Source organism: Petrotoga sp. SL27, from assembly GCF_002924605.1.
In the GTDB taxonomy this organism is placed as follows: Bacteria; Thermotogota; Thermotogae; order Petrotogales; family Petrotogaceae; genus Petrotoga; species Petrotoga sibirica.
Genome location: NZ_JAIP01000001.1, coordinates 1 through 12,696, shown reverse-complemented (window position 1 = coordinate 12,696; position 12,696 = coordinate 1). Strand labels below are relative to the sequence as shown.

General features: G+C 35.2%; 13 protein-coding genes. 8 read left to right on the top strand and 5 right to left on the bottom strand.

From position 1 onward, the window contains the following. The first annotated feature begins 1 nt into the window (after nt 1). From AD60_RS00065 to AD60_RS00035, 7 genes are all read left to right on the top strand, one after another. Nucleotides 2–256 carry a hypothetical protein gene (locus AD60_RS00065; protein ID WP_103875835.1) on the top strand — a complete coding sequence of 85 codons (255 nt, stop codon included), beginning with the start codon at nt 2–4 and terminating at the stop codon, nt 254–256. Next, nucleotides 240–1,202: a DUF1385 domain-containing protein gene (locus AD60_RS00060; RefSeq protein WP_103875834.1), complete on the top strand. Its 963-nt coding sequence runs from the start codon at nt 240–242 to the stop codon at nt 1,200–1,202. The genes AD60_RS00065 and AD60_RS00060 overlap by 17 nt, the downstream gene beginning before the upstream one ends. A gap of 971 nt (nt 1,203–2,173) precedes the next feature. After that, nucleotides 2,174–2,338 (top strand): hypothetical protein, encoded by a 165-nt coding sequence (locus AD60_RS00055; protein ID WP_233186761.1) that lies wholly within the window; start codon nt 2,174–2,176, stop codon nt 2,336–2,338. A gap of 218 nt (nt 2,339–2,556) precedes the next feature. Then, complete coding sequence (rho, locus tag AD60_RS00050) at nt 2,557–3,882, top strand: transcription termination factor Rho (protein WP_199177789.1); 1,326 nt, start codon at nt 2,557–2,559, stop codon at nt 3,880–3,882. A 19-nt stretch (nt 3,883–3,901) separates the two neighbouring features. After that, nucleotides 3,902–4,639 carry an alpha/beta hydrolase gene (locus tag AD60_RS00045; RefSeq protein WP_103875833.1) on the top strand — a complete coding sequence of 246 codons (738 nt, stop codon included), beginning with the start codon at nt 3,902–3,904 and terminating at the stop codon, nt 4,637–4,639. Nucleotides 4,640–4,744: 105 nt separating this feature from the next. Next, nucleotides 4,745–5,335 carry an orotate phosphoribosyltransferase gene (gene pyrE / locus AD60_RS00040; RefSeq protein ID WP_103875832.1) on the top strand — a complete coding sequence of 197 codons (591 nt, stop codon included), beginning with the start codon at nt 4,745–4,747 and terminating at the stop codon, nt 5,333–5,335. Between the two features lie 90 nt (nt 5,336–5,425). Beyond that, nucleotides 5,426–6,787: a Do family serine endopeptidase gene (locus AD60_RS00035; protein WP_103875831.1), complete on the top strand. Its 1,362-nt coding sequence runs from the start codon at nt 5,426–5,428 to the stop codon at nt 6,785–6,787. Between the two features lie 63 nt (nt 6,788–6,850). Here the strand turns inward: AD60_RS00035 and AD60_RS00030 are convergent, their stop codons facing one another. The 4 genes from AD60_RS00030 to AD60_RS00015 all read right to left on the bottom strand — a co-directional run bounded on the left by AD60_RS00030 (nt 6,851) and on the right by AD60_RS00015 (nt 11,296). Then, complete coding sequence (locus AD60_RS00030) at nt 6,851–8,173, bottom strand: phosphoglucosamine mutase (RefSeq protein ID WP_103875830.1); 1,323 nt, start codon at nt 8,171–8,173, stop codon at nt 6,851–6,853. A gap of 5 nt (nt 8,174–8,178) precedes the next feature. After that, nucleotides 8,179–9,030, bottom strand: a complete 852-nt coding sequence (locus AD60_RS00025; protein WP_103875829.1) for a carbohydrate ABC transporter permease — start codon at nt 9,028–9,030, stop codon at nt 8,179–8,181. 13 nt (nt 9,031–9,043) lie between these two features. Then, a complete protein-coding gene (locus AD60_RS00020; RefSeq protein ID WP_103875828.1) occupies nt 9,044–9,946 on the bottom strand; it encodes a carbohydrate ABC transporter permease in 903 nt (300 codons plus the stop codon). A 108-nt stretch (nt 9,947–10,054) separates the two neighbouring features. Next, entirely contained in the window at nt 10,055–11,296 is a 1,242-nt protein-coding gene (locus AD60_RS00015) for an ABC transporter substrate-binding protein (protein ID WP_103875827.1), read from the bottom strand. A 322-nt stretch (nt 11,297–11,618) separates the two neighbouring features. Here AD60_RS00015 and AD60_RS00010 point away from each other — a divergent pair, with 322 nt between their 5' ends. Next, the gene (locus AD60_RS00010) at nt 11,619–12,164 is read left to right on the top strand and encodes a dihydrofolate reductase family protein (protein ID WP_103875826.1); all 546 of its coding nucleotides are present in this window, start codon (nt 11,619–11,621) and stop codon (nt 12,162–12,164) included. A 198-nt stretch (nt 12,165–12,362) separates the two neighbouring features. On the opposite strand, the gene AD60_RS00005 is transcribed toward AD60_RS00010, so the two are convergent. Then, nucleotides 12,363–12,696 (bottom strand): transposase (locus AD60_RS00005; protein ID WP_146048824.1); only part of this gene is annotated, 334 nt, incomplete at its 5' end.

Below are 12,696 nucleotides of genomic sequence, written 5' to 3'. Positions count from 1 at the left end.
AATGAATGAAAATGAGAAAGTAATAAAAGAGATCATTGAAGCGTGTTCAAAAAACACGCATCTTTTTGATATAATAAAAGATATTACTAAATTAGATAACGATGAAAGATACAAATTGCGAAGGAAGGCTTCTCAAATACTTAGTAAGAACAACGGAATTGACAAAGAGGCTTTAAAATTTTACTATGTAGTTACTGAACAAGGTGTTGCAGAAGAGATATTAAGGAGGATTCAATCTAGTGAAATCAAAACCTAAAACCGTTGGCGGACAAGCGGTTATTGAAGGCGTAATGATGAAAGGAATAAATACCGTTGTCGCAGTAAAAAGGAAGGACGGAAATATAGCGGTTAAAAGGTTAAAGGATAACTCCTGGGGAATTTGGGAAAAAATACCTTTTATTAGAGGTTTTTTTGTATTGCTACATTCTATGATAGTTGGTATGAACGCATTGTCTTATTCGGCTAATGTATCTGGAGAAGAAGAGGAAGAATTAACTACAAAAGATATGGTCGTTGCTATATTAATTGCTATTGTAGTTGCAACCTTAGGGTTCGGTGTTTTACCTGTATTTGTAACCAGACCTTTCAACATCAAATCTGAATTTTGGTTTGCTTTCATTGAAGGTTTTATAAGGGCGCTTTTGGTTGTCGTCTACATCTGGGGTATTTCTTTCATGAAAGATATAAAAAGAGTATTTCAATACCATGGAGCCGAGCATAAAAGTGTGTATACGTACGAAAACAACGAACCTTTAGAGGTAAAATACGCCGAAAAATACACGACCTTGCATCCCAGGTGTGGTACTAGTTTCTTGATAATTACGGTTTTTGCTTCGATTATTGTTTTTGCCATAACGGGTGGATTAGGCTTCAATTCAACTTTACAGAAAGTAATATCTAGAATAGTACTTCTCCCTCTAGTCGCAGGATTAGCTTACGAATTTCAAAGGTTTACCGCAAAAATCATCGATACAAAAACAGGAAAAATTCTTGCCTATCCAGGTTTGATGCTACAAAAAATTACTACAAAGGAGCCTGAAAAAGAACAACTGGAAATAGGGCTCATATCTTTAGAATATGCACTAAAAGAAAATTTTGATGGTGAAGTAATTTTAGATAACCATGGAAATCAGATTGAAAATCAAGGTGCAGAAAACAAAGTCTTTGCTCCAGATGTAACTTCCCTCAAAGCGGATTCCTAAGCCCCTAAAATAAATCAACGGGCTTTTAATGTTTTTATGATACTTGATACTATTTATATTATATTTCTTGAATTAGGTATGGACTTCATTTAAATTCTCCGAAGAATATTTCTTATTCTCCACACTTTTTCTATAGTTGTACTTTTTTCGATTAAGAGATTACTTCGTTCTTATGATGTGGCGTGCTCACAAAATTTATTAATATATTATGAAGAGTATGAGATATTTTCTTATGCTAGCAAAAAATATTGAGAAACAATTAAGAAATAAAAGAATTCTCTATTATAAGACGTTATTTAAAAAGGTTTAAAGGGTAGAGCCCTGTTGCTGATCTGTGCAAAATGGTCTTTTTCGTAATTCTTTTGAATAACTTTCCTAATCTCATTTGCTTTGCATTTTGCGGCTTTATGCAAAACGTTTTTATAATGCTTTAGAAACAATTTCCAAATTCTCATTTGCGAAGCAAATGCGTTCGGGGATCTTAAGGGGTTTGCCTTTTGCTGATTTGTGCAAAAAGATTTTTAATCGAATAAAGATATTGAATTTGGGGATCTTAAGGGGTTTACCCCTTAATGTTGTGCGCCCAGCATGGGCAATAGCTAAGCGGTGAAAGTCCGCTGTGGGCCAGGTAGCGGGAACCACTAGTCGAAGGCAAGGGTGTCCATCGTGAGGTGGAATCTGAAGGAAGCCCAAGGCAAAGTCCCGGTCCGATGAACAAGAATCAGATACGGGGCTAAGTGAAGTGGACGAGTTTGCGACTCAAAACGAAGTCCAATAGCTATCCAGAACTTCACGGAGTATATCTGGCGGATAGATGGGATGAAAGTTATTGCACTTACCTGGGGAGATCTCAAGAATATGCTAATAAGGCAACCCATACAGCAATGTATGGCTGAATCTTGAGAAGTCAGCAGAGGTCATAGTACTCATTGGAAGATGAGGAAGGACTGAACAACAGGAGGTTTCGAATCTTGAAAGATGCGAAGGGATACGGGAAAAGCATACAACTTCGATTAGAAGGTTTCCTGCACGAAGATAAGGGAGAGCCTGAAAATAATGTAGAAGCGCCTAGTATAACTTCTACGTCTGAAAGAGGAAGAAACGGTGTTAAGGGTCATAGACATCAAACCTATTGAACCGCCGTATACCGAACGGTACGTACGGTGGTGTGGGGGGACGGTAGATAAATTAATTATCTACCTCCTACCTGATTGGGCGAAGGGGAGCTAAAACAGATTGTATGTAACTTAGAATGATGGATGTATTTTAAAATTTTTTTATTCTAGAAGTAAGGTTTAAAGGTAAATTCAGAGTTTCCAAAGACAGTAACTAAATGGAATAAGGAGGAATATACATGGATGAAAATACTAACAATGTAGTTTCTAAGAAACAAACTAGGGATAATATTCAAGCCATTGAAATTAATATGGCTAAATTGAATGAAATGACAAGAAAAGAACTATACGAGTTAGCCCGTAAACTTGAAATATCTAATTATTCTAAAATGACAAAAAACGAATTGAAGTTTGCTATTTTAAGAAAACAAACTGAATCAATCGGATACTTTTTTTATGAAGGAATTTTGGAGGTGCTGCCCGACGGTTATGGTTTCTTAAGAAGCGTAGATAATTCATTGTTGCCTGGAACTGATGATATATATGTTTCTCAATCACAGATTAGAAAATTCAACCTTTTTACTGGAGACATAATAGCTGGTCAAATAAGACCCCCAAAAGAAGGCGAAAGATTTTTTGCCTTGTTAAGAATAGAAGCGGTTAATTCCTTACCCCCTGAAAACGCTCGGGATAGAGTCTCTTTTGAAAATTTGACCCCTGAGTATCCGAAAACCAGAATGGTTTTGGAACATAAAAACGCACCATACAGTTCCAGAATAATTGACCTATTCTCTCCTATAGGTTTTGGTCAAAGAGGTTTAATCGTTGCTCCTCCAAAAGGTGGCAAAACTACGCTGTTAAAAGATATTGCCAACTCAATTGCCAAAAATTATCCTGATACTAGAAGGTACATACTTTTAATAGATGAAAGGCCTGAAGAGGTAACGGATATCCGAGATACAGTAGATGCTAACGTTATAGCAGCACCGTTCGATATGGATCCAGAAAATCAAATAAGAATCGCAGAAATGGCTTTGGATCACTTTAAGCGGCTAGTTGAATTTGGTCACAATGTAGTTGTTCTAGTTGATAGTTTGACCAGAGTTGCACGTGAATATAATCTTTATGTACCATCCAGTGGAAAATTGCTGAGTGGAGGTCTTGATCCTGCAGCTGTTATTTTCCCAAAGAAATTCTTTGGTGCTGCAAGAAAGATTAGAGAAGGCGGTAGTTTGACCATTCTAGCTACGGCATTAATAGAAACAGGATCCAAGATGGATGAAGTGATATTTGAAGAGTTTAAAGGTACAGGAAATATGGAGCTGGTGTTATCAAGAGAAATAGCTAATGAGAGAATATTCCCTGCCATAAACTTAAAATTATCAGGTACCAGAAAAGAAGAATTATTGTATGACCCTGATGATATGAAAAACATAATTATTTTAAGAAAGTTCATTAACGACATGTCCCCAAAAGAGGCTTTAGAATTTATCTTGAGTTTATTAAGGAAACACAAAACTAATGATGAAATAAGGGAAGCAATAGAAAATCAAAAAGCTTTGTGAAATGTGATATAATTTATTTATGAAAATATATCATAGATACTACTTACCAAATACAAATAACTATAAAACTTTATATCTAATTCACGGTCTTGGAGAATATTCTGGAAGATATGTGAATTTCATTAAGCAATTAAATGAGAGAGGGATTGCTGTTTTTACATTTGATCTTCCAGGGCATGGTTATACTCCTGGTAAAAAAGGGGATATAGAGAATTTTTACGAGATTTATTCTTTTTTGGAAAATTATGTTCAAGAAGATTATATTCTATTTGGACACTCTCTTGGGGGGTTAATTGCCTCAAGATTCGTTGAAATAACTGAGAATAAACCTCAAAAACTTATTCTCTCTTCTCCTGCCTTGGGTGATATTAGGAAACTGGCCTGGCTATTAAACCTTTTCTCGATATTTCCACCCCTTTCTTTTTCAAATGGAATTGATCCATTTGATCTATCCACTGATCAAAAAACATGTGAATTATATAAAAAAGATCCGCTAATACACGATAAAATAACTGTCCGAACTGCTCGTCAAATGTTTGACGAGGCTGAGATTGCATTAAAAGAAATAGAAAAGGTGAATATTCCTACATTGTTGCTTTTCGGAGGAGAAGATAAAATAATCAATATTGAAGAGTATAAAAAGATAAAGAATTCAAACATAACTAAAGTTTCTTTCCCCAAAGGGAAACATGAGTTGTTCGAATGTATTTACAATAAAAATAAATTTTATGATAAGATTTTCGAATTTTTAAAATAAAGATAAACCCTTTAGAAATAAAAAATGGATGGGGAGCGGGGCGAAGGGGCGCTAACATGAGTTTTAGAGTATATAAAATAGAGAAATTAGGAGGTAAAAAGGTTAATGATCGATAATACAACATACGATGAAACTAAAGTATTAGAAATACTAAAAGACACTGGGGCCTTTTTAACGGGGCACTTTTTATTATCATCTGGATTACATTCAGACACATATATACAATGCGCAAAAGGTCTTAAATATCCGGAGTATGCAGAATTTTTTGGCAAATTAATTGCCAAAAAAATAAAAGTAAAAGTAGACTACGTTGTTTCTCCTGCGTTAGGTGGAATTATCATAGGATACGAAGTCGCAAGAGCTTTAAAAGTTCCGTTTTTATTCACTGAGAGAGATGAAAAAGGGAACATGAGTTTACGTAGAGACCAGGTTATCATTAACAATAGCAAAATACTAATAGTAGAAGATGTAATAACAACTGGGAAATCCACTTTGGAAGTTACAAAATTGGTTGAAAGTAGTGGAGGGGTTGTAACTTCAATTGCTTGCATCGTTAACAGGTCTTCCAAAAAAGTATTAGAAAGCAGAGAAATCATATCTCTGGTTAATATAAAAGCTGCTACCTACTCACTAGAAAAATGTCCATTATGTTTCCAAGGTTTAGAATTAGTAAAACCAGGTAGTAGAAAGCAATAAGAAGAAGCACCCTTAAATATTGAAGCTTTTAAGTTTCTTTTAAGAAAGTTAGCTTATATTTAAGTGAATAAAATAATTGGAGGTGCTAGTATGAAAAAATCTATCTTGTTCATTTTAGCGGTATTTATGCTTTCTATATCTTCATTTGCAATTGTGAATGAAGGTTACGTAAGTCCAGTAGTTAAAGTGGTTGAAGAGGCTGCCCCAGCTGTTGTAAATATTGAATCTATTCGTTCAGCTGCGGTTCCAATAGATCCCTACTTTAGAGAATTTTTTAAAAGATTTTTTGGTCAAGAAATGCCTGAGTATCAAACTAAAGGCGTGGGTTCTGGCTTTATTTTCGATAAAAGAGGTTATATATTGACAAACTACCATGTGATAGAAAGTGCAAAGGAGATATCTGTATCCTTGCCGAATGGAAAGAACTATGATGCTGAGTTGGTAGGCGGAGATAAAGATCTGGATTTAGCAATAATTAAGATAAACGCTGACGAAGATTTACCAACACTACCATTAGGTGACTCTGATAAAATTAAGATTGGAGAAGATGCAATAGCTATAGGTAATCCATTGGGTTTACAAAATACCGTTACAGTGGGGGTTATAAGTGCAACCAATAGAAGTATTCCAAAACCACGTGGAAATAGTAACTATGTGGGTTTAATACAGACTGATGCAACAATTAATCCTGGTAACAGTGGAGGTCCTTTGCTGAACATACATGGAGAAGTCATAGGAATTAACACCGCAATCGCAGTAGATCCTCAACTGGGAAGTGTGAACATAGGATTTGCCATTCCTGTTAACATAGCAAAAAGATTCGCTGATTCTGTTATGGAAACCGGTTCCTTCCAAAGAGCTTATTTAGGTGTATATATTAGTAATATAACAGAAGAATTGAAGAAATCTTTGGGATTAAAGGTAGATAAAGGAGCCTATATACAGGATTTGGTACCTGGTGGAGCTGCAGAAAAAGCCGGTATAAAGGTGAATGACGTAATAGTAGAAGTGAATGGCAAAAAAATTGAAAATGTAAACGATTTAACTTCTTTAATATCCACTTATCCAGCGGGGACTACCGTAGAAGTTGTTGTGGATAGATTTGGAGAAAAGATTACTTTTAATGTAACTTTGGGAAGCCAAATGCCTGAAGCTGTGGAAGCTTATTTTGGAATCGTTGTTAGAAATATAACTTCTGAAGATAGGCAAAAATACAATATAAGAAATAGTATTCTAGGAGTTATTGTTGAAGAAATACAAGACGATTCATATGCTATCGGTCTAAGAACGGGTGATGTTATTACAGAGATAGCGGTTAATGGAGTGTACAATGATATACAAAACATAGATGACTGGAAGAAAATAGCTTCATCAGTAGAAAAGAACAGCTACGTAGCCTTGATAGTTTATAGAAATAATGTGAGGTATGTAGTTCAATTCTTCTATAGATAAAATAAAGATAAGCAATTAAAAAACGGGGTGTAGTTTAAAAGCCCCGTTTTTTTAAATGCTATTTCACTCGTTATCAATGCTTTGTATAAGATGCCTAAATTCTTTGATGCATGTTTTAATTGTTTCTTCATTGGACCCTTCGGTCATTATTCTTATTTTAGGTTCAGTTCCAGAAGGTCTAACTATAACTCTGAATCCTTCGATACTTTGATATTTTTTTGTTAAATTTTCAATTCTAATGTCTTTCATGATTTTTGAATTATCTTTCACTGTAATGTTTTCCAGGTGCTGAGGATGTTTAGGTATTTCTCGGAGAAAATCATCAAGCGATTTAGAGAAATATTTGAGCGTTTCCAAAGTCTCTAAAGCGGTAATTATCCCGTCTCCTGTTGTAGATCTATCAAGGAATATAATATGTCCTGATTGTTCGCCCCCGATTGTAGCATATTCTTGTAGCATTTTTTCCAAAACGTATTTGTCTCCTACGTCTGTACGTAGAAGATTTATTTCATTTTTCTTTAAATACTCTTCCAAACCTAAATTACTCATAATGGTCGCAACGACGATCTTGTTTTTTAGCCTTTCTTGAGCCTTCAATTTTAAAGCGTTGATAGCCATTAATACATCACCATCTACGAGATTACCGTAGCGGTCGATAAAAAGGCATCTATCAGCATCCCCATCGAACAAGATTCCAAGATCATACTTTTCTTCCTTGACGATTTTAGAAAGAGTTTGAGGTGAGGTAGAACCACAGTTTTCATTGATATTGAAACCATCTGGAGCATTTTGGTATACAGTATAGCTCAAACTTAGTTGACCAAAAATGTCGTCTATTATAGCTCCAGCGGCACCGTTACCTACATCAACAGCAATTTTTAAATCATTACATTGTATTTTTTCTCTGTACAAAGAAACTACGTAATCAACATATTCTTTTTTTGAGGAATCTTCTATGTATCTTCCAATATCTTTATAATCACTGTATTTAAGTGAACCTTTCAAAATTATTTCTTCTAACTTTTCTTCTGTTTCATCTGAAATTTTAAATCCTTCACAAAAAACTTTTAACCCGTTGTACATTGGAGGGTTGTGAGAAGCAGAGATGACAACGCCAATAGACTTTTCTTGCTTAGTTATATACGCTAATCCTGGTGTGGTTAGGATTCCACATAATTCTACATCCATTCCACCTGCAAGTGCCCCAGAAGCTAAAGCCATTTCCAATACCTTTCCCGAATTTCGTGTATCTCTTGCAATGTACAATTTTTTATACTCCAAACCGAAAAAATTAGCAAGTGCATTTCCAAGTTTCATCGCTAAGTCAACGGTCAACTTTTCATTAACAACCTCTCTTATGCCATCTGTACCGAACAAAATTTTCATCTACATCATCCTTTTACGCTTCCAGCTGTTAAACCTTGAACTATCCTGTTTTGGAACACTAAAACCAAAATAACCAAAGGCATTGTAACTATTACTGATGCAGCCATAAGTTGTCCCCAAGGAACTTCGTAGAAGGTTCTACCTGTAAACATAGCAATTGCAACTGGAACTGTGTATTTTTCAGGGGTCTGCATAAAAGTTAAAGCAAATAAGAATTCATTCCAAGCCAGAATAAAAGCCAACAAACCAGTCGTGACCAAACCAGGAGCGGAAAGAGGTAAAACGATTCTCCACAGAGTTTCGAATTTTGAACATCCGTCTATATAAGCAGATTCTTCTATCTCTTTAGGAAGCTCTCTGAAGAAATTTTGCAGTATCCACGTTGTTAAAGGTAGATTCAAGGCAATATATGGGATTATCAATCCCGGATAAGTGTTTATCAATCCCAAATTTCTGAGCAACTGAAAGAGACCACCCAATATGGAAACTTGGGGGAACATACTTACCGAAAGTATTAATAGCATCAAAGGGCCTTTCCCGGGAATCTTTAAGCGCGCTATTGCGTACGCTGCAAAAGAACCAACAATTAGAGAGAAAATTGTTGTGGCTCCAGCTACTATAATGGAGTTTAATATATTTAATCCGAAAGGTCTCTCAGTGAAAACTTTTATATAGTTTTCAAAGGTAAAACCTTGAGGCCTAAGGGTGATGTTTTTTGTAAAAAGATATTGATCCGCAGTAAAAGAGCTTTTAATTGCCCAATAGAAAGGGAAAATATAAAAGATGATCATCAATATAACCAAAATATATAAAATTGTACGTTGAGTATTTCTTTTTGCCCGCATTCCCCATCTCATATTTTTATCCTCCTCAATCTAATTTAATGTTCAACGAGCGCATGTAAATAAGTGTGAATATACCTATGATTAAAAATATTACGACCGATAGTGCAGAACCATATCCAAACAAACCTCTTGGAGAGAAGATATTATCCATCAAAAGTGACCTATTGTAAACCGCTAGAGTTTCAGTTGCCACTGCACCCTGTGTCATGATGTAAACAATATCGAAAACCCTCAAAGCGTCTAAAGTTCTAAATATTAAAGTCACGCCAATAGTAGGCCTTAATACAGGTAAAGTGATAGAAGTGAATTGTTTCCATATACTAGCCCCATCTATTCTAGCTGCTTCGTATAACTCATTGGGTATGATTTGAAGCCCCGCAAGGAGTAAAAGAGCAACAAAAGGAGTAGTTTTCCAGACATCTACGGCTATAATGGCTGACATAGCCATCCCTGGAGTCCCAAGAATAGGGGTACCTTCCTCAAGTATTCCTAAATTATATAGCATTAAACTTATTACACCATATTGGTCATTATACATCCATTTCCACATTTGTGAAGAGACCGCTGTAGGTATAGCCCATGGAATCAAAACTGCTGCTCTTACTAAACCTCTCAATTTAAAATCTGCGTTCAATATTAAGGCGGTTCCTAGCCCTAAAAGGAATTCTATTAGTACAGAAAAAAAAGTAAAATATATTGTATTCCATAACGAACTCAAAAATCTAGGGTTTTGAAACAAATTGATATAATTTTGAAATCCTAAAAACTCTCTTTCAAATCCTGGTTTGAGAGACCATTTGAAGAAACTATCATAAATAGTTTGCCCCAGAGGATAGAAGGCGGTAATACCGATAGCAATTAAGGTTGGGATAATAAGCCAAAACGCAAGCCAGATATCCGATCTTTTATACGTACCTTTTACTTTCATTGAAGCGCCCCCTCATTATAATCTATTATATTATACACAAGAGCGGTAGACGGAGAAACTCCGTTTACCGCCCACATGTGGGAAATTATATCAAATTCTTCATTTTTTTTATTCAACTAAAGATTTAAGGTTTCTTGCTAAACTGTCCAAAGCTCGTTCAGGGGTAGATTGGCCTGTTAGAACTTGGTGTACAGCAACTTGGATCTCGTATGAAATTTCAGAATATATTGGAGAAATAGGTCTTGGTTCAGCATTCAAGAAAACATCTAAAATATCTGGATAGAAATCATTTGCTTCAATAGTTCTTGGATCGTTGTATGCTTCTATCATAGTTGGAGTTTGACCAGCATATACAGCTTTGTAAACTTGTTGTTCTTTACTGGTTAAGAATTTGATTAACTTTTTAGAAGCCTCTACCTCAGCAGGAGAAGAGTTTACATTGATACCGAGGTTCCATCCACCTAATGTAGCAGAATTTCTTCCATCTGGTGCAGGTCCTTTTGGAAGGACTGTTATACCAACTTTCCCAGCAACAGGAGACTCGGGAGCGTTAGCTAAAGACCATGCATATGGCCAGTTTCTCATAAACACAGCATCACCATTTTGGAAAATTCTTCTTGCTTCTTCTTCCATGTAGGTAGTTACTCCCGCAGGACTGACCCCATCTACTATCAATTTATTCATGAAAGTTATTGCAGCTAAATTGTTATCATAATACTCAGGATCATCAACAACAACTTTGCCGTCTTTCATTATCTCTCCACCGAAACTATGGACGAATTCCATAACGTCACAAGTTAATCCTTCATATCTGGCTCCTTGCCATACGAAACCATTGATTCCTTCTTTTGCTGAGATATCTTTTGCTGCTGTGTACAATTCATCCCATGTTTCTGGCACATCGTAACCGTACTTTTCCAACAGATCTTTGCGGTAATAAAGAATACCTGCATCAGTAAACCATGGAACTGCTACTAAACTTCCATCTACGGTATTTGAAGCAACGGTTCCAGGGAAAAACGCATCAAGTCCGAAATAATCGTAATCGTCTGTTAAATCTACTAAGAATGGGGCGAATTCTGCGGGCCAAATAACATCAAGCATCAATACATCTGGATCCGGAGTGCCTGAAGCTAAGTAAGTAACGTAAAGATCATGTCTATCCGTTGAACTGTTTGGCATTGGAAGAACATTCACAGTTATATCTGGGTTTTCTTCCATAAACACAGCAATTTGTTCATAAAGGACTTCTAATTCTCTTCCTACTGCACCAGCCGTCATAGTAATGGTTATAGAAAAAACACTCAACACCATCGTCAATATAGCAAATAAAACAACTACTTTTTTCATACTACTGTCACCTCCTGATATGATATAATTAATTAAATAAAACAAATTAATCTTTTTATATTTTATCACATGTAACTTTTATCTCAAAAGGGGATTATTTGCGATTAGAAGCTATTATAATTAATTACAGATGATTAAAAGCGATTAGAGCCCAAAAGCTTAGTTTTCCTTGAAAAAGAAAAATTTTGTTATAAATCTTATTGAAAAAACAAAAAAAAATTTAATATTTCGAACTAAATTACGGGACCTAGAGCGTTAAAAAAGTTTTACAGTTTCTAAAAATATAAATTGTAAAAGAATAGAAGTTTAGGGAGGATTAATTATGAGAGTGAAGTTGATAATGGTTCAAAGTATGAATGGAAAAATTAGAATTACAGATGATTCGCAAAGAAGTTGGTCTTCGACTGAAGATAAAGAACTTTTCAATAATATAACCAGAGATATTGGCATAGTACTTATGGGTAGAAAAACATTTGAAGAGATAGGATCTCCTTTAAAAAAAAGAATTAATGTTGTGTTGACAGGAAATCCAGAAAAATATAAAGAACTTGAGTTGAAATATGACAAATATCTCTACTTTACAGACAATCCTCCAGAGATATTGTTGGATAAACTAGAGAAGAAAGGTTACACTGAAGTTGCATTAATAGGGGGCCCTACAATAAATTCTTTGTTTTTAGAAAAAAATTTAATTGATGAAATCTTTCTAACTATCGAACCGGTAATTATTGAAGGTGATCTATCGATTTTCAAATACGTGAATGATAAATATAATTTCAAGCTAAATGATTTTAAAAAATTAAATGAAGATACTATACTTTTGCATTATTTGAAAGTAGATGATAAAGAATATCCTCATGCGAAATAAATGAATTTTCAGAAATACGAAACGGAGCTGGGCGAAGGGACTCTAAACAAAGATCGAAAAAGAAGCTAATCGGTGATATGTCAAGGAGTAAAAACCAAAAAGATTGTTAAAAATTAGCGTAACTGACAATGCCCATACTTTCAGAAAAACTCAAAATAGGCTTGAAAACACAAAAAGATTCACTTGTATCTATTCAACTTAGTAATTCGAATAGATTCGATTTTTGCTCAGCAATGCAAAAATCAGACGAACCAACTTACGAGCCGTGAGCGCGAGGGCTCTTTTGTGTTGATGAGTGGTAACCTCGTAGTATTTTTTCCAGTAGTACTTTTCAAACTCAGGGATATAATTTTTAACGGAGCTAGCTGCTTCGATAAAATAGTATCGAAGATACGGGTTGCCTGTTTTAGTCATTTCTGTCTCGTCAGAGGAATAATTCCCTGATTGACGTTTTCTCCATGTCAGTCCTGCAAATTTGGCCAAACTATCGTGAGATGGAAAGGAAGCTATCGTACCTATCTCACTGATGATG

What these genes read in the sequence shown, in the direction of transcription:
- AD60_RS00035 (WP_103875831.1), top strand. Translation starts at nt 5,426, where the DNA reads ATGAAAAAATCTATCTTGTTCATTTTAGCGGTATTTATGCTTTCTATA.
- rho (WP_199177789.1), top strand. Translation starts at nt 2,557, where the DNA reads ATGGATGAAAATACTAACAATGTAGTTTCTAAGAAACAAACTAGGGAT.
- AD60_RS00020 (WP_103875828.1), bottom strand. Translation starts at nt 9,946, where the DNA reads ATGAAAGTAAAAGGTACGTATAAAAGATCGGATATCTGGCTTGCGTTT.
- AD60_RS00010 (WP_103875826.1), top strand. Translation starts at nt 11,619, where the DNA reads ATGAGAGTGAAGTTGATAATGGTTCAAAGTATGAATGGAAAAATTAGA.
- pyrE (WP_103875832.1), top strand. Translation starts at nt 4,745, where the DNA reads ATGATCGATAATACAACATACGATGAAACTAAAGTATTAGAAATACTA.
- AD60_RS00045 (WP_103875833.1), top strand. Translation starts at nt 3,902, where the DNA reads ATGAAAATATATCATAGATACTACTTACCAAATACAAATAACTATAAA.
- AD60_RS00065 (WP_103875835.1), top strand. Translation starts at nt 2, where the DNA reads ATGAATGAAAATGAGAAAGTAATAAAAGAGATCATTGAAGCGTGTTCA.
- AD60_RS00030 (WP_103875830.1), bottom strand. Translation starts at nt 8,173, where the DNA reads ATGAAAATTTTGTTCGGTACAGATGGCATAAGAGAGGTTGTTAATGAA.
- AD60_RS00015 (WP_103875827.1), bottom strand. Translation starts at nt 11,296, where the DNA reads ATGAAAAAAGTAGTTGTTTTATTTGCTATATTGACGATGGTGTTGAGT.
- AD60_RS00025 (WP_103875829.1), bottom strand. Translation starts at nt 9,030, where the DNA reads ATGAGATGGGGAATGCGGGCAAAAAGAAATACTCAACGTACAATTTTA.